This window comes from Exiguobacterium sp. ZWU0009 (assembly GCF_000798935.2).
Taxonomy (GTDB): Bacteria; Bacillota; Bacilli; order Exiguobacteriales; family Exiguobacteriaceae; genus Exiguobacterium_A; species Exiguobacterium_A acetylicum.
Genome location: NZ_CP018057.1, coordinates 642,376 through 660,016, shown reverse-complemented (window position 1 = coordinate 660,016; position 17,641 = coordinate 642,376). Strand labels below are relative to the sequence as shown.

Here is a 17,641-nt window from a genome sequence, read left to right as displayed (position 1 = left end):
GCTTTTATGCCTACTGAAACACTTACGATCCAACACCTATCGATGGACTACGACGAACGACGTCTTTTCTCGGACGTTTCTTTTCATATTCATACCGGTGAACATGTCGCCTTAATCGGTCCGAACGGCATCGGAAAAACGACACTGTTACACTTGATCGCTGACCAACTTCAGCCGACTGACGGTTCGATCAAGCGTCATTACAAAAAACTCGGTCTACTATCACAACACTTCGTAGCGGGCGATCACACCGTTCTTGATGTCGTCAAACGAGCGGATGCGGTTCGTTATCAACTTCGCGCTAATGCCATGAATGGTGACTTGACGATCTATCAACAAGCACTCGATCAGGACGCCTTCTCGCTTGAAGCAGATGCAGCACGCGTCTTAAAAGAAGTCAAATTAGAGGAAGCGCTCTGGACACATAATGCATCCAGTTTAAGCGGCGGTGAACAGACGCGCCTCCAACTTGCCTGTCTGCTTCTGTCACGACCTGATTTCATCATTCTCGATGAACCGACGAATCATCTGGATCAAGAGACACTCGAGTGGCTCACGGAATGGGTCAACATGTCACGGACCTCGATTCTCTACGTCTCACACGAACGATTCTTCATCGACGCAACGGCTGATGCCGTCATTGAATTATCCGAATCAGGGGCAACGCGATACAGCGGAAACTACCAGTCCTATAAAGAACAAAAAGAACATCAAGTTCTGTCGCAACAACGAGCGTATGAAAAACAAGAACGTACACGTAAAGAGCTGACACGCATGATTCAAGGATACCGGCAATGGCATCAAAAAGCCACGAATCAAGCGAGTGAACGGGATCCCTATGCGAAAAAGAAGGCTGCTAAACATGCGACGAAGGTCAAGGCAAAAGAGCAGCAACTCGAGCGTCTACTCGAGGATCGTGTACAAAAACCACAGGTTGCACCGACTGTTCACGTCGCATTCGAACATGAAGCGATTCGTGCGAAACGACTGATTTCGTTCGAACGTGTCTCATTCATGCATGAGACAACACTAATCCTAAACGATGTTTCGTTTACGGTAGAACGTGGCGACCGAATTGCTGTCATCGGACCGAATGGAAGCGGGAAATCGACCTTACTGCGTCTCATCGAGGGCGAGTATGTCCCTAATCAAGGGAATGTAATCCGTCATCCTCGATTGAAGACTGACTATTTTTCACAAGCCCTTTCCCACTTACCGACATCTGGTACGTTGTTAGAGGCATTACTTGAGTATGGCACAATGAGTGAAACGGACGCTCGGACGTTGCTCGCCTGTTTTTTATTCCGTCGCGATGATGTTTACCGGTCGATTTCCGACGCTAGTATGGGCGAGAAATGTCGGATCGCTTTCTTACGCCTGTATTTTTCTGGTGCTCACTTGCTTATTCTCGACGAGCCAACGAACTATTTGGATCTTGCGACTCGTGAACAAATCGAAGCCGCTCTCGATGTCTTCCCTGGTGAGCTCCTCTTCGTCTCTCACGATCGCTATTTCACCGATCGGCTGTCGAATCGGACGTTTGATTTAACGACTGGATTCAACGATCATTCGGTCGGAACTGCCACGGTACGAAACGCTCGCCGAAGTGACCCTGAAGCGATTCAATCCGACTTACACCGTCTTGATGCTTTGACGGGTAACGTTCCGTTCAATACAGAAACGAATGAATCACTTTCAAAAGAATAACGAGAAAAAGCATCTGCATAGAAAAAGAGACTCCTTTTTCCGTTGCAGATGCTTTTCATATTTCAGTCGTATTATCGCTTTTGATACTTCACTTTCGTATGCGCTTGGGCCTGCTTGTGGATTTTTTTCCACTTTTCCTTCTCTGCCGCCTGCAACGCCACATTTTGCTTGCGTTCCGCATAAGCGATTTCTCGTTTTAGCTTGACGAAGCTGTTCCAGCGCTCAGCAGTTAGTGTACCATCTTCTAAAGCTGTCCGAACGGCACAGCCCGGTTCCTTTTCATGTTCACAGTCTCGGAAACGACAGTTTTCAGCAAGCTCCTCAATATCGGAAAAAGTCGACGATAAACCGTCACTTCCATCCCATAAGGCCAATTCTCTCATCCCCGGTGTATCAACAAGCAATAGACCGTTCGATAGTCGTTTCAGTTCGCGATGCGTCGTCGTGTGACGTCCGCGTTCATCGTCTTCTCGTACGCCCCCCGTCTCCATTAACTGTTCTCCAGCTAAAGCATTGACGAGTGTCGACTTCCCGACGCCGGACGATCCAACTAACACGATCGTTTGCTTGATTTGTAACTGTTCACGCAACACCTCTAATCCGTCACCCGTCAAGGAATCAACGGCAAGGATTGGTGTTCCGAACGCAATCGCTTCGACAGCCTGCAGTTCCGTTTCAATCGACGGCATCAAACTTTTTTTCGTCAGGACGATGATTGGTGTCACCCCTGCATCCCAAGCAACCGTTAAATAGCGTTCCAGTCGACGGACGTTGAAGTCATGTCCAAAAGCCATGACAAGCAAGGCGACGTCGACATTTGCGCAGATGATTTGTTCCTCGGTTTCCGTTCCTGCCGCTTTTCGGGAAAATTGAGAAGATCGTGGCAAGACACGTTCGATTCGTCCTTTGCCTGGCTCTCGCTCTGTTTGGATGATCCAGTCCCCGACCGCTGGCAATTCAGCTTTTGTTCCCGATTGGAAACGTAACTTACCAGACAGCTCGCTGAGCGACTCTCCTGTTTCCGTCATAACACGATAGTGTGTTTGATAGACAGCTATAATCCGTCCTAATCGTTCTGTTCCTGTCGTTTCGTAGACAGGTGGTGTACCCCATTCGTTCAAATGGTTTCCTCCTCTGATTTAAGGGAGGGAAACCCCTCCCTGGTTTCCGACACATGTTACTTGTTTTACGTTGATTGTTGCACTCATCAACATCACTCCTCTCAGTTCGATTCCTTTATAGAATACCATATCAATCAATGGTTCTGACAGCGCTTCCCTCGAAGTCAGACCTTCTCTCCGCCTTAAGCCCGAGAGCAAATACGGTCCAAAGAGCGTCGTCAGAACAGAAGGACTCCCGTATCATAAAGGTATCAACACAAGGGAGGCTTCCTCATGAAGCAATCGAAAGGAAAACAACTGGTGATGATTCTCGCTGGACTGGCATTACTTGCCGTTGTCATCGGAACATTACCGCACATGATCGGACTTGGCTTAGGGGCGTTACTCGCGTTCTATTCGATCAGTAAGTTCATGCAATCGAACAAATGGCCAGCGAAACTCGGTTTCGGATTCCTAGCAGCCATCGGAATCGGACTTGCCCTCTCGAACATCTGGGCAGTTATCGGAATCGCAGCAGCCATCGCATTGTACGTCGGTTACATGCGTATGAAGCTACAACGTGTTAATGTCCAGGATCTCTTTAACCGTCGCCGTACATCAACGACACATTTCGAAGCAGACTGGAAAGACTTAGACGAAAAACGTTTCTAATCAAATCAAAAGGTATGACCCGATAGCATTCGCCACTTCTAAGGAGGAATTTTTCATGAAAAATGTATTTGATCAACTCAACGATTTTGCAACACAAATGATGACAGAAGTTAAAAAGGCAGCCGAACAGGGCGAAGTACCTGCTAAAAAGCTCGTTCGTCATATTCGATCTACAGAAGCTGATTTAAAAGAAATCGATCGACTACTCGAGCGTCAACGGACATTACTGCAAGAATTAACGCATAAACAAGAAGAAGCGAAGGATTTAGCCGATAAACGCTTCAAGCAAGTTGAGATCGCAAATGAAGCCGGTGAACAACAACTGGCTGAGCGCGCAGCCATCGAATCGAAACATTACGGGGAGCAATACCGGTTCTTCGAAGAACTCGTCGCTGAGACGAAACGCGAGTTGAACGAATTGGAACGTGAAGCTCTCGAGTTGAAGTTAAAGCTCGAAGATTTACAGAACAAACGGTACGAATGGATGATGCGCGAAAACGTCTCAAACTTAAAAAACAAGATGAACCAGGTGCTAGATCGCGAACCAAATGCTACTATAAAAGAAGAAGCACATCCGTTTACGGCAGAAGAGCCTGAGGCAAAACAACCAGCCGTTGATGAAGATGATATCGATGCGCGTATCGCTGAACTCGAGCGCCGCATTCACCAATAAGCAGTCAATGACGAAGGAGGCGTATGCCTCCCTTTGTCATGTTAGAAAGGAGATTGATCGTGCGACGATTAAGTACGAAACAACTGGTCGGTTACGTATCGATCCTGTTCGCCCTCGGTCTGTTCTATGACCTATTGTCCGGTGCAGGAAATGTATTGTTTGGTGTCTTATTTCCGTTCCTGCTGTACTATGTCGGGATTCATTTCCGACGACGCAATCATGAAAAATTAGCGATTCTCTTCTACATCGTCGGTACGATCATTCTTGCTGGCGTCGTCCTTAGTTCGGCTGCCATCGGTTTTGTCATTGCCGGAATTTTGCTCTATCTTGGGATTATTCTCGTAACACGGCATTCCGTCCGAGAATTTTTGTTTTCACGGATTGCCCCGCATCAATATGAAGAAGAAGGCATCAAGATTCAACCGGCTTACTCCTTCTCAACCCAAGCCGATGCACCATACGTCTTACAGGATTTGAGCGAACAGTTCATCGTCAAGGATTTAGAAATCGATTTGACACACGCTTACGTTCCGGAAGGTGAGACATTAATCGTCGTCAGTGGTGTCGTCGGAGACGTTCGGATTCTTTTACCGTCCGGCTATGACTATACGCTTGATACCTCAATCGGCTTCGGAAGCGTCAAGACGGACATCCGCCGGATTCCAACCTTCTTTAATCGACGTATTCAATTCCGAGCACCGGAATACGGTGAAGCGACACGGAAGGTTCGTATTCATGTCATGCTCGGTATTGGCAACGTGGAGGTGTCTTCGATATGAAGCGTGATCAATTCCCGCTTGGTGTCATTGCACTCCAAGTCATGACGGGCTTTTTGACAGCCGTCATGACGACGTTGTTATTCTTAAGTACGCGACAAGTCGATTGGCATGTCTTGTTCGTCCGTCAACAAGATTTCCCTGTCCTTCTACTCGTCATCGGACTCTCGTTATTACTACCCCTTGCCATCGGTAGCATGCATTACTTTTTCTTGCGACGTGACTTCAAACGTGTCACGACTGCCATCATTGAACTGGAACAAGGAAAAGATGTGACAATCGTTCCCGGTCCCTACTTCCATACGTTGACACGCTTATCGCGGATCGGAAAACGTATCGACGAACAAGTCGAAACCGTCCAAAAGATCAGCACGCGTCCGCAACATGTTGAACAAGTAAGAGTTCAAGCCGTTACGGAAGAACGAAAGCGACTCGCACGTGATTTACATGACTCCGTTTCGCAACAGCTTTATGCCATTTCCATGATGACAACAGCAGCCAAACAGACGATTCTGTCTCAACCTGAAGCTGCCGCCAAACAAATCGAGATGGTCGAGACGATGGCACAAACGGCACAGTCTGAAATGCGCTCACTCTTACTTCAACTTCGCCCCGTCGAACTTGAAGGGATGACGTTACAACAAGGACTTTCTCAATTGCTCGAAGAATTATCTAGAAAGCAGTCCACACAATTAAGTTGGAAGTTAGAAGAGATGTCACTGCCACGACAAATTGAAAACGAGTTATTCCGGATCGTTCAAGAAGGATTGACGAATGCATTACGTCACGCGAAAGCGTCTCATATGGATATTGAACTTCGACAATTCAACGAAACGATCATTCTGAGCATGAATGATGATGGTGTCGGATTCGTCGTTGATGAAAAGAAACTTGCCTCTTATGGCATTAATTCGATGCGGGAACGGACGGCTGAGATGGGCGGAACGATTCGTCTCGTCAGTGTTCCAGGACAAGGAACCCAAATCGAAGTCAAACTTAGAAAAGATCGGATGGTGCAAGTATGATACGCGTATTATTAGTAGATGATCATGAGATGGTCCGGGCCGGTGTGTCTGCTTTCCTTTCCACACAACCAGACATCGAGGTCGTCGCCGAAGCGTCGGATGGTCAAGCAGGAGCCTTTCTTGCGCTTGAACATCGACCGGATGTCATTTTGATGGATTTAGTGATGGAGCCAGTTGATGGCGTCGAAGGAACACGACTGATTCGCAAAGACTGGCCGGAAGCAAAAATTCTCGTCGTGACGAGTTTTCTTGATGACGAGAAAGTCTATCCTGTCATTGAAGCGGGTGCGATGAGTTATGTTTTAAAGACCGCTAGCGCCTTTGATATTGCAGAAGCGATTCGCAAGACGGCAAACGGTCAATCGGTCATGGCAGCACAAGTGACCGGTAAAATGATGGAACGTCTTCGTCGTCCTACGACACACTTGCATGATGATTTGACGGAACGTGAGCAGGAAGTTCTTCAATTGATGGCTCGTGGTATGGCGAACCAAGAAATCGCAGACGAATTATTCATTTCCTTAAAAACCGTTAAGACACACGTCTCGAACATCTTATCGAAACTCGATGTCGTAGACCGTACACAAGCTGTCGTCTATGCCTTCAAGCATAATCTCGTCAAATAAGATTTAGCCCTTCATTACTTATTCCTTAAGCTCACGCAAAGAACCCCGAATCGTCTCCTATTTAGAGACGATTCGGGGTTTTTCACTGTCTTACCAGAGTCTCCATCCGGGAGCTCCTGGAGGGGCATTTTCAATCATATGCCAAATCGGTACCGTATAGGCAAACGCAATCAAAGCGAACGTCACGAAAATCCATAGCTTCCAATTTTCAAAGAAGAGTGGTGTTGCCATCGCCTTTTCTTCTGTTTCAGCAATCGGAAATTCTTCTTTTCCCTTCGGTGCCCGGAAAGCAAGTTGGAACATCGCATAGAGGAATAGCAGAATCGAGATGAATAAAATCGTTCCACCGATCGCCATTGCAACATGATACGGAATCCAGTCGGCGACGATTGAATCTTTGAAATAAGTTGCCGGACCGGTCCGTCTTGGATTACCGAGTAGACCTGAGATATGCATCGCCGTCGACATGAAGAGCATTCCGATCGTCCAGGCAGCCGTTTGAACAAGTCCGAGACGATTCATTGCCGGCGTCAACGTCCGACCACGTAAGAGTGGAACAAGCCAGTACGCTGTTCCGAAGAACGTTAGTGCGACAGCCGCACCGACCGTGATGTGAAAGTGTCCAGTGACCCATAATGTATTGTGAACGATGATATTTAGTTGATGGGACGCATTAATGACACCACCTGCACCTGCTGGAATGAAGAATAACATCCCGATGAACGGTGCAAGAAAACGAACATCACGATACGGCATTTTCTTTACCCAACCAAATATGCCAGTTGCTCCCTTACGGCGTCCCGCTAACTCGAATGTCGCAAACATGGAGAAGGCTGTCATCAATGATGGGATGATGACGAGGAATGTCAAGACGACTTGGACATATTTCCAAAATGCTGAAATCCCTGGCTCTAACAATTGATGGTGAAAACCAACCGGGAAGGAAAAGAGTAGGAATAATAAAAATGACATACGTGCTAACGCGTCAGAAAAAATCTTGCCACCAACGATTTTCGGAATGACCGTATACCAGACGATGTAGGCAGGTAACAACCAGAAATAGACGAGTGGATGACCAAAGTACCAAAATAGCGTCCGGGATAGCTCGATTCCGACCTTATCTGTCCAACCGAGGGATAAGGGAAGTAACTGAAAGAGAATCGTTGCCGCTACGCCGAGTGTCGCAACGACCCATAACAAGGCAGTCATGATGCTCATGTACGCTTGAAGCGGTGGATGAACGCCAGGATGTTCCCGCTTGTAATCAGCATACATGCGGAACATGGCACCAGACGCGATCCATGTTCCGACGACGAAGATGACGAGTCCGATATAAAATACAGGGTGTGCCTTGAGTGGTGCATAGAATGTATAGAGGACGGAAGCTTCACCTGCAAGTACCATCCACGTGACGAGGACGACACCAAGGATCATGAACCAAAATCCGACCCATCCAAGACGTCGAGGAAACTCTTCGAAGCGTCCGAATGATTGACCTAAAAATGAAAACAATAATCCAAAAATGAATAATGTCGTAAAGACGATCGCAAGCATCAACCCGTGTGCAGTCAGAAGCTCATAATATCCGATTCCAGCAATCTCTGGAATGGCACCTGTTCGTACCATCGTTTGTAGTAATCCACATAGACCACCAATCAATAAAGCGACAAGTGAAAAACTGACATGTGCGAAGGCCAGTTTTGCTTCCTTGATTCCGATGACGGTAGCCGGTAAACCACGTTCCATCTCGAACTGTCGTAGTTTTTTTGAAATGGCATTCATCTTATTCCACCACCTTGATTTTGGTTGTCATCATATGATGAGCATTTCCACAGTATTCATTACAGACGACGAGATACTCGCCAGCTTCCTTGAACGTATACTCAATCGAATTAATATGTCCGGGAACGACCATCATGTTGACGTTCGTCTTAACGATTTCAAATCCATGAACGACGTCCTTCGATGTCACGAGAAAATCGACTGTCGCTCCTTTAGGTATGACCATATCTTTTGGTGTAAACTGAAAAGCTTGTGAAACGATGACCGCTTCATATCGGTTGTCATCAATCTTCTTTAGTCCTGGCTTATCAAATGGCTTAGTTTGATCGACTTTCGTCGGATCAATCAATGTCGCATCGGATGGCGGTTGATTCCCGGATGCAAAAGCGGATACGCCGATGATGATCAAGAAAACCGCTAGCATCGCTGATCCAAAGACCAGCCAGATTTTTTCTAGACGATGAATATGCATCGTGACTCCCCCTTAACGTGATATGAATAATAGAAAGATTGAGCTCCACATCCCGATGATGACACCTGCCACGATCAGAACGGCAACGAATGTTCCTTTTAGGTTCGATTCTGTTTTTTGGCTCATGGTGATTTCTCCTCTCCTGCTTTGAACTTGTCTTTATTGTAAGAATTCAGCAAGTCTGGAAACTGTGATAAATATCACTTTAAATATGAAAATTCCGCAGTTTTCTTTCTAAAAACACACAGAAAGTTCACATCTGAACAAGCGAGGAAAGTGCTACTTCTATACAAAAAAAAAACAATTCCAACATGAGACAGAAAAAACTGCTTCACGTTCGAATTGTTCGCATACTATCGATTAAATTCGACAAACACCTGCCGGGCACCCTTCACAATGACACAGATCCCGTAAATATTGCGGATTGTGAATGATGATTTCTTTTGCTGTCATCGAAATGACCCCTTCTTTTTTCCACTGAGAAAACATACGATTAACAGTTTCACGTGGTGCACCAATCAATTGACCAAATTCACCGTCGGATGGTCGCTTCGCAAGACGATAAGCTTCTCCCACCTGTTCCCCTTCCATCGCAATCAGGCGAAGTAACGTCGAAGCTAATGCCCCTGGTTTTCCAAACAGTAGTAAGTCACGTAATTTCGTTTCCGTTTGCTTCCGCATTAATGCTTGCCACCGCATGATTTCAAGCGCAAAGGCACCGTCTTTTTTCATGAGCTCTTCTAATTGATTTTTTGATAAGAATCCGATGATGCTATCTTCCATCGTTTCAATACTGTAGGAGCTCGGAAAAGCTTCTCCTACATCAAATTCACCAAACAAATCCCCTTTGAAGTATAAAAACATGAGTAATGGACTGCCCTTTTTCGTCAACTTCGATAGTTTGACGCCTCCTTGTTTCACATAAAACAACTTGTCGTTCAATTCCCCTTCCCAACAGACGATGGAATCCTTTTTGAACGTCGTTTCCGTCATGAAGCTCTCCAGTAACGTTCTTGTCTCAGGTGATAAGACGAACGTATTGGCTTCCGTCGTTCCACAAGTTAGCATATCCATTTCTCCTCTCCTCTTCTTCTGCTTTTAGTATAGAACATCACAGTCCAAAAGAATGGATTTTCAAAAGATTGTCAAACTTTGTTCAACATTTCACATTATTATTTTTAAAATTACCTGACGACTACTTTTAAGAATACAAAAGAAATCGTCAGGAGTGATGTCATGGATTTATACCATAGTAATGATGAACAATTCGATTGACTGCTTGACCGGGTGTCTGATCGTACCAGTTCTGTTGGAACTTCTGCATGTGTTGACGACATTCTTCAAGTATCACATCAGACATGATCCACTCCATCAACTGCTCCATCCGTTCAGTCTGTCGGACAGGTAGCGGTTTCGGATATTGATCAACGAGCCCTGGTAGTTGTCGGTATGTGTCAATGTCCGGTGTATACAAGAACGCCGGAATGTTGAGGAGACAGCTTTCAAATGGAATGGAAGAATAATCAGTTACGAGAACATCTGTGATCAGCAAGTAATCATTGATCTGATACGTATCGTCTAGAAGATGGATATGGCTAGAACGATAGGTAGAAAGAGCTCGAATCGTCGGATGTAATTTAACGAGAATCGTCCATCCCGCTTGAGCAAGTTGTTCGAACTGTTGAATCGTATGATCTTCTGTCCCTTTGTATTCCCGGTATGTCGGTGCATACAATAAGATCCGACGGTCAGTCTTTGCGTATTGTTTTCTTAATTCCAGTGTTTTCTGCTTTCGTTGCTCCTCATCAAACCAATAGTCCGTTCGTGGCATGCCGAATGGTTTAAAATGGGATCGTTTTAAGTCGTGTGGTGTCATGAACTGTGTCGCACAGCGCATTCCCGGTACGATGAAATCGCCATATTCCTGATAAACACGTCGAAATCGATTACGTACTCGTTCCGATACGAACAGACTTTTTGAAGAGGTCAGTCCAAATTGCTTTAATGTTCCTGCCGCGTGCCATAGCTGGATACGTCGTGCTCCTCGTCGCGTTGTTGCGACACTGAACTCTGCGACATAATTATCGACGAAGACCGTCCGGGAGGTCGCAAGCAAATACGCCAGTCGAACGAATCGTAAACGACGAAATCGAAGAGTCCGATCTGACTTCCACAGATCCGGCTGCTTCATGAAATGATGATCATATACAAGATACCGTTTCTCACTTGGCAATTCCTGCGCTAAGCGATCATTAACAGGTTTTGCGTTATCACCATACGTCATCCAAAACAAAGTGACTGATCGAAGCGGTAACCATCGAAAGACACCATAACAAATACGAAACAACAATAAATAGACCCATACGATTCCTTCTCTAACCACTTTCATCCTGCCCTTCTACGAAGAAAGACCGCACTTCAATCGTGTGGTCTCCTCTTCAATCACTTCGAAGCTAATTCCGTTTTAATCTGGCTTGTAGAGATGCCTTCAGTCCGGCTGAGGTAAACGACTTCACAGTGCTCTTTCAAGAAGTCGAACTCACCTTTCCAGTCGTCACCCATGACGAAGAGATCAACATCATGTTTTTGCACATCTTCTACTTTTTGATCCCAACTGTTTTCTGGAATGACTTCATCCACATAACGGATGGCTTCAAGGATCATCTTCCGATTCTCGAAGTTGTGGTAAGACTGTTTATGTTTCAAACGATTGAATTCGTCTGTCGAAATCGCGACGATGAGGTAATCGCCCATCTCTTTTGCACGTTTTAAGATGTTGATGTGACCCCAGTGCAATAAATCAAATGTTCCGTACGTAATAACCTTCTTCATGATTTTGCTCTCCCTTTTATCCGTAAATTCTCTTTATGATCGTCTTCATCGCCCGTTCTGAAGCCTGCCCATCATCCCATTGACAATACGTCTCTTGGAACGCTCGGAATGCTGATGCATACCGTGTGTGCCAATCATCCAACTGATTCAATTCTTCAAATAGTGCTGTTTCAGTGGATAATAATGGTCCCGGTGCCTCCTGTTCAAAATCGAAGTAAAATCCGCGCAACTGATCGCGATAATGTTCTAAGTCATACGTATAGAACAAAATCGGACGCGATAAATGCGCAAAATCGAACATGACAGAAGAATAATCCGTGATCAAAGCGTCTGACGCCATATATAGCTCCGCGATATCCGGGTAGTCCGATGTATTTCGAACGGATGGATAAGCAGTGACGTCGAGACGACTTCCGACTAAATAGTGCATTCGGATAAGCAGAACATATTCATCCCCAAATCGCTTTTCAAATTCCTCCAACGAAAAGGGCAGCTCAAATGAATATTTCCCTTGACCTTCGAACGCATTATCTCGCCAAGTAGGTGCATACAGCAAGACTTTTTTCGAAGAATCAATCTCATAGTGGCGATAAACCGTTTCTTTGATTTTAGCATGCCGTGCCTCTTGATAAAATATATCATTTCGAGGGTATCCAATTTCTAGCATCTCACCTTCAAAAGCAAATGCCCGTCGAAAAATTGAACTAGAATAGGCATTCGGAGAAATTAAGCCGGACCATTTTGCAGTCTCCTGCTTAAATCCTTGCTTGTACCGCTCAGTCGTCGTATTCGCCATTTGGACATCATCCATATCAAGCGCGAGCTTTTTGAGCGGTGTGCCGTGCCATGTTTGGAGATAATACGTTTTTTTCGGTTTGATCAACCAACCCGGTAACCGACTGTTTGATACCCAGACCCGTGATGTCGCGAGCAAATAAATCCAGCGAAATGTCAACCGATCTACTGTCTTGACGTCTGGTGGAAACGTAACACCTCGTTGTTTACTAAAAATCAACTCACACTCCGGATGCATCGTACTCATCAATTCGTAGATGGCGCGCGGACTGTCACTATATTGTTTTCCGAGAAAACTCTCGAAAAGGACTCGATTTCGTTTTTGTGGAAACCATGTAAAGACTTTCATGACGGTCTGTAGACCGTATTCAATAAAACCTGTTCGTTTGATCCACTGTTTTACTTGATCTTTCAAGTGAAGAGCTCCTTCTTAAGTCAATTAATCACAGCTCATCATAACAAAAAGCGCATCCATTTGGAATTGCTATTTGTTCGCATGTAGCGGAAAGGTAAATCAAACGCCGTCGTGTTTTTGACGATTCCTTTACGGTGGCTGAACGTCTCGAAACTATACTTGCCATGATATCCACCCATGCCACTCGCCCCGACTCCACCAAATGGTAAATGATGCTGTGCGACGTGCATCAATGTATCGTTGACACATCCGCCACCGAATGAAATCCGTTCAAGGATACGATGTTCGACGGCTTTGTTCTCTGTGAACAGATAAAGTGCAAGCGGTTTGTCACGCTCATTGACGAACGCGATGACTTCTTCGATTTCACGGTAGGTCAACACCGGCAGGATCGGTCCGAAGATTTCGTCTTGCATCAATGGAGCATCCACCGCTACATTCGTCATGACGGTCGGCGCCATCTTGCGCGTTTCCGGATCGACTTGTCCACCGAATTCAATCGTCCCTTGCGACAAGTAACTGCTGAGACGATTCAGATGATCGTCCGATACGATTTTGACGTAGGATAAGACACCGACGCCATTCCCATACTGTTTGAAGGCTTCTTCTTCAATCAACTGCAAGAAACGTTCTTTGACGTCTTCATGGATTAATACGTAATCCGGTGCAATACATGTCTGTCCGGCATTCAGCCATTTTCCCCATGCGATCCGCTTCGCCGCTAGACGAAGATCCGCATCCTTGTGAACGATCGTCGGTGATTTTCCACCCAGTTCAAGTGTGACCGGCGTCAAATGCTTCGCCGCAGCCTGATGCACGATTTTTCCGACGCGTGTGGAACCCGTAAAGAAGATATAATCAAAACGTTCGTTTAATAAGGCGCTACTGACTTCAGCATCTCCTTCTATAACGATTCCGAATCGTTCATGGAATGCCGTTTCAAAGACTTCTCGTAATACACGAGAGACATTCGGTGTCAGCTCGGATGGTTTAAGGACGACCGTATTCCCCGCCGCAATCGCACCAATGACCGGAGCAAGTGCCAGCTGGAAAGGATAGTTCCATGGTGCGATGACAAGAACGTTGCCATAGGGTTCGTACTGGATTTCACTTTTCGATCCGATATGCAGAAGCGGTGTTGCGACACGCTTCGGGCGTGCCAGTCGACGGAGTTGTCGCTCCATCCGTTGAATTTCTCCATAAACGAAACCGATTTCCGTCGTAAAAGCATCATGCTGTCCTTTATTAAGATCTTGTTTTAATGCCTCATAGATCGCAGCTTCATGCGTTTCAATCGCTTGGCGTAAGAACGTCAGCATACTTAAGCGAAAAGCTAGACTACGTGTTGCACCTGTTTGGAAAAAGTGGCGTTGCGTCTGAAGACGTTCTGAAAGCACTGTCTCTGTCATCGTTGTTTCCATCCGAGAATCTCCCCTTTAACTGATCTATAACACTGATTTCATCTTACCATATCTCTTTTTCGATATGAAAAAAGACGGAGAGGCTTCTCCGTCTTGCTTCTTATAATTGAATCGCTGTCTCAAGTGCAACTTTCATCATATCGTTGAATGTCGTTTGGCGCTCTTCCGATGTCGTTTCTTCTCCTGTCAACAGGTGATCTGAAATCGTCAAGATCGTCAATGCATTCACTTTATGTTTCGCAGCGAGAGTGTAGAGTCCTGCTGCTTCCATCTCGATCGCGAGGCATCCGAAATCTGCCCATTTTTTGAAGTGATGGAAATCATCTTGGTAGAACTGATCCGTCGTGAAGATTTGACCGACTTTTGCATCGATACCTTGTTCTTTTGCTGCTGTATACGCTTTATGCAACAGATCAAAAGAAGCAGTCGGTGCGTAGTCTAGTCCATTAAAACGAACACGGTTCTGTGCCATGTCATGCGAAGCACTCATCGCGATGACGACGTCACGGACTTTAACGTCTGGAGTGATCCCACCAGCAGTTCCGACACGAATCAAGTTTTTCGCACCGTATGACTGAACGAGTTCGTTCGCATAGATCGACATCGATGGTACACCCATACCTGTCCCTTGAACCGAAACCTTTTTCCCTTTATAAGTACCTGTGAAGCCATACATTCCTCGAACTTCGTTATAAAGAACGACATCCTCTAAAAATGTCTCAGCGATGTATTTAGCACGTAACGGATCTCCTGGAAGTAAGACCGTTTCGGCGATTTGTCCTTCAGCTGCGTTAATGTGTACACTCATGTACGATTCCTCCTCGATAGTCGTTTAAATCGACAACAATTCACGAAACTCATTCGGTGTCATACCGAATTGTTTTTTGAACACTTTCCGAAAATACTTATCATCCTGATATCCGACTTCAAGTGCGATTTCGTAAATACGCGCTTCCGTTTCACTTAGTAATTCCTTCGCCCGATTCAAGCGAATCGTTTGAATGTAATCAGATAAGTTAACGGAAAAACGCTGTTTGAAGCGTCGTGATATATACTCTCGGCTCAAGTAAAACCGTTCGCTCATGAATTGCAGTGTCAATTCTTCCGCATAATGCGTTTCGATGTATTTGGCGATTTGATCAATCGCTTCCCCTGATTCCACTACCGGATGGATACATTCCATCGCGCGGGACAAGGCATCATTGAGTACATCTGGATCAACCGGCTTCAATAAATAATCAAAGGATTGATGCAAAATGGCACGTCGCATATACGTATAATCATCATACCCTGTCAGCACGATCGTGACGACCTTTGGATGATGATTTTTTGTCCATTCTAGTAATGTTAGTCCGTCGAGTCCTGGCATTTCGACATCTGTCAGCATTAAATCAATCGTTCCAGTATCCAGTAATCGTTTCGCTTCTTCCCCATGTTCCGCCTCGTAAATATGTGAGACCTGCCAACTGTCCCATTCTCCGAGCAATTTGACCGCTTCCCGTACATGTCGTTCATCGTCTACGATCAACACGTTCATGCCAAGTCCCCCTTCTCATATGGAATCCGAATCACGATTTTGAATCCTCCCTCTACAGCTGAAGAAGAGAGCGTCATATTTGCTTGTTCCCCGTAAAAAATCAAGAGCCGTTCATAAATATTATGGAGACCAATGCCGCTCGTCTCGAGGTCTTCTGGGTTACGATGCATACGCATTTTTCGATCAATCTCTTCAAGTCGTCCTGTTTCAAGAATGGCGCCGCTATTCTCGATTTGAATGATGAGACGTCCACCATCCGTCCGTACTTTGTAGGCGAGATAGTTTTCCGTCGCTGCTAATTGCTGCTGAAAGCCGTGTTTAAAGTAGTTTTCAGCGAACGGTTGCAAGATCATCTTCGGCACTTCAATGTCATTGAGATGCCACGGGACGTCAACGATATAACGGAACCGTTCTGGAAAACGTTGCTGTTGCAAACGAATATACGCCTGGAGATGATCGACTTCTTGTTTTAGCGTCACGATCGTCTGCTCATTATTCATCGAATAACGCATCATTTGTGATAATCCGGTGATCGAGCGGTAAGCAATCTTCCGGTCTCCTTGTAACGTCGTCGTTCCGATCGATTGTAAGGCATTGAATAAGAAGTGCGGATTGAGCTGGGATTGTAATGCCCGTAGCTCATTCGTCCGATTTTCAAGTGCCAGTCGATACTCCCGTTTGATTAAACGATCAATCCGTTGAATCATGCGTTGGAACTGGCGATTGAGTAATCCAATCTCATCATTCGTCGTCGCAACGAACGGTGCTGATAAATCCCCTTGTTCGACTCGCCAGACATTTGCCGTCAACTGTTTGATTGGTTTCGTGATCTGCATGGCAACAAGACTTGCGGCAATGATCATGACGAATAGTGAGACTAGACCAATCAAAACAAGAATCAATGCCGTTTCGTTCGCCCCTTGGATGACCGATGCATATGGAATTCGTTTGACGAGTGTTAGTGGAACGCCGTTCGTCATCGTCTTCGAGTAGACGATGAACGATTTTCCAACACGTAAACTCCCACTTTGCCCAGTGAATTGATCGACTGGTAGTTCCATCTCTGCCCCAGTCTGTGCTAAGACGCGCTGTTCTGTCATCAACCATAACGACTCTTCTGGATCATTCTCGAACAGCTTCAACTGTTGCTCAAACACATGGACTGGAATATCGACTGAAAGGAAGCCGAGCGGCTCATCTGTCTCGACACGATCGATGCGATAACGAAAACTGACGACTTGTTTCTCATCCAGAATCATCGTGTGGACATTATAGGGTTCAATCGTGTGCGCCTCGTCAATCAACCAGCCACTTTTTTGTTTCATCAATCGAAAATAATCCGTTTCTTGCATCCAATCAAACGTTCCCCGACTCGTTGTTTTCATATTGTAGACCGAATACTCCGAATAACCATTTAAGATGACGAAATGTAACTGCTCGATATCTTGACGTGATAAAAACAGACCTAACATCGCCCGCGAAACGACTCCATCGGATTCGTCTAGTTCCTGATCTGCTCCGACGCGCATGATGTTCATCAACGAACGATTCGCATACAGACTCGTCGATAGACGGCGGATATCCTCTATGTAATGGGTCACCTGTGTATTTCCCCGTGTCAAAACATTCAGGCTAGAACGTTCTGCCTGTTCAATGTTTTGGTGCCGCACATACAAATAGGAAATCGATGTCGCGAGGGCTGTCGGAATCAAGATTGCCAGGACAACGAGACGAATCAAACGCGTCCGGATACTTTTCATGAAAGGCGCCCCCATCCTTTTTCTTGTAATCAATCGTATCATAACCTT

Annotated in this window: 18 protein-coding genes; 6 read left to right on the top strand and 12 right to left on the bottom strand. The window is 45.7% G+C overall.

Annotation, left to right across the window (positions count from 1 at the left end):
- Positions 1 to 6: 6 nt before the first annotated feature.
- Positions 7 to 1,707 carry a ribosomal protection-like ABC-F family protein gene (abc-f, locus tag L985_RS03395; RefSeq protein ID WP_047395134.1) on the top strand — a complete coding sequence of 567 codons (1,701 nt, stop codon included), beginning with the start codon at positions 7 to 9 and terminating at the stop codon, positions 1,705 to 1,707.
- Between the two features lie 71 nt (positions 1,708 to 1,778).
- On the opposite strand, the gene rsgA is transcribed toward abc-f, so the two are convergent.
- Entirely contained in the window at positions 1,779 to 2,828 is a 1,050-nt protein-coding gene (gene rsgA / locus L985_RS03390) for a ribosome small subunit-dependent GTPase A (RefSeq protein WP_029340866.1), read from the bottom strand.
- A 273-nt stretch (positions 2,829 to 3,101) separates the two neighbouring features.
- Here rsgA and L985_RS03385 point away from each other — a divergent pair, with 273 nt between their 5' ends.
- Genes L985_RS03385 through L985_RS03365 form a run of 5 tightly spaced genes read left to right on the top strand, consistent with a single transcriptional unit; the run spans position 3,102 to position 6,579 of the window.
- Complete coding sequence (locus L985_RS03385; RefSeq protein ID WP_023467260.1) at positions 3,102 to 3,479, top strand: lmo0954 family membrane protein; 378 nt, start codon at positions 3,102 to 3,104, stop codon at positions 3,477 to 3,479.
- Between the two features lie 55 nt (positions 3,480 to 3,534).
- Entirely contained in the window at positions 3,535 to 4,152 is a 618-nt protein-coding gene (locus tag L985_RS03380; RefSeq protein WP_029340865.1) for a PspA/IM30 family protein, read from the top strand.
- A gap of 59 nt (positions 4,153 to 4,211) precedes the next feature.
- Positions 4,212 to 4,931 carry a cell wall-active antibiotics response protein LiaF gene (gene liaF / locus L985_RS03375; protein WP_029340864.1) on the top strand — a complete coding sequence of 240 codons (720 nt, stop codon included), beginning with the start codon at positions 4,212 to 4,214 and terminating at the stop codon, positions 4,929 to 4,931.
- Positions 4,928 to 5,953 carry a sensor histidine kinase gene (locus tag L985_RS03370; protein WP_034785901.1) on the top strand — a complete coding sequence of 342 codons (1,026 nt, stop codon included), beginning with the start codon at positions 4,928 to 4,930 and terminating at the stop codon, positions 5,951 to 5,953. Before liaF ends, L985_RS03370 begins: the two co-directional genes overlap by 4 nt.
- Positions 5,950 to 6,579, top strand: coding sequence for a response regulator (locus tag L985_RS03365; protein ID WP_047395130.1), 630 nt, complete (start codon positions 5,950 to 5,952; stop codon positions 6,577 to 6,579). Before L985_RS03370 ends, L985_RS03365 begins: the two co-directional genes overlap by 4 nt.
- Positions 6,580 to 6,669: 90 nt before the next feature.
- Here L985_RS03365 and L985_RS03360 read toward each other — a convergent pair whose 3' ends face one another.
- The 11 genes from L985_RS03360 to L985_RS03315 form a co-directional block, all read right to left on the bottom strand.
- On the bottom strand, positions 6,670 to 8,361 hold the full coding sequence (locus L985_RS03360; RefSeq protein ID WP_029340862.1) for a b(o/a)3-type cytochrome-c oxidase subunit 1: 1,692 nt from the start codon (positions 8,359 to 8,361) through the stop codon (positions 6,670 to 6,672).
- 1 nt (position 8,362) lies between these two features.
- Complete coding sequence (locus L985_RS03355) at positions 8,363 to 8,833, bottom strand: cytochrome c oxidase subunit II (RefSeq protein WP_029340861.1); 471 nt, start codon at positions 8,831 to 8,833, stop codon at positions 8,363 to 8,365.
- 12 nt (positions 8,834 to 8,845) lie between these two features.
- The gene (locus L985_RS16850; protein WP_023467253.1) at positions 8,846 to 8,959 is read right to left on the bottom strand and encodes a hypothetical protein; all 114 of its coding nucleotides are present in this window, start codon (positions 8,957 to 8,959) and stop codon (positions 8,846 to 8,848) included.
- 234 nt (positions 8,960 to 9,193) lie between these two features.
- Complete coding sequence (locus tag L985_RS03350) at positions 9,194 to 9,907, bottom strand: Crp/Fnr family transcriptional regulator (protein WP_231925695.1); 714 nt, start codon at positions 9,905 to 9,907, stop codon at positions 9,194 to 9,196.
- A 160-nt stretch (positions 9,908 to 10,067) separates the two neighbouring features.
- A complete protein-coding gene (locus L985_RS03345; RefSeq protein WP_029340859.1) occupies positions 10,068 to 11,222 on the bottom strand; it encodes a CDP-glycerol glycerophosphotransferase family protein in 1,155 nt (384 codons plus the stop codon).
- 53 nt (positions 11,223 to 11,275) lie between these two features.
- Positions 11,276 to 11,665, bottom strand: a complete 390-nt coding sequence (gene tagD / locus L985_RS03340) for a glycerol-3-phosphate cytidylyltransferase (RefSeq protein WP_029340858.1) — start codon at positions 11,663 to 11,665, stop codon at positions 11,276 to 11,278.
- A 16-nt stretch (positions 11,666 to 11,681) separates the two neighbouring features.
- On the bottom strand, positions 11,682 to 12,875 hold the full coding sequence (locus L985_RS03335; RefSeq protein WP_231925693.1) for a CDP-glycerol glycerophosphotransferase family protein: 1,194 nt from the start codon (positions 12,873 to 12,875) through the stop codon (positions 11,682 to 11,684).
- Between the two features lie 38 nt (positions 12,876 to 12,913).
- Positions 12,914 to 14,296, bottom strand: coding sequence for an aldehyde dehydrogenase (locus tag L985_RS03330; protein WP_047395127.1), 1,383 nt, complete (start codon positions 14,294 to 14,296; stop codon positions 12,914 to 12,916).
- A 100-nt stretch (positions 14,297 to 14,396) separates the two neighbouring features.
- Positions 14,397 to 15,104, bottom strand: a complete 708-nt coding sequence (deoD, locus tag L985_RS03325; protein ID WP_023467244.1) for a purine-nucleoside phosphorylase — start codon at positions 15,102 to 15,104, stop codon at positions 14,397 to 14,399.
- A gap of 24 nt (positions 15,105 to 15,128) precedes the next feature.
- Positions 15,129 to 15,833 (bottom strand): response regulator transcription factor, encoded by a 705-nt coding sequence (locus L985_RS03320; protein WP_023467243.1) that lies wholly within the window; start codon positions 15,831 to 15,833, stop codon positions 15,129 to 15,131.
- Positions 15,830 to 17,593 (bottom strand): sensor histidine kinase, encoded by a 1,764-nt coding sequence (locus L985_RS03315; protein WP_047395124.1) that lies wholly within the window; start codon positions 17,591 to 17,593, stop codon positions 15,830 to 15,832. The genes L985_RS03320 and L985_RS03315 overlap by 4 nt, the downstream gene beginning before the upstream one ends.
- Positions 17,594 to 17,641 lie beyond the last annotated feature (48 nt).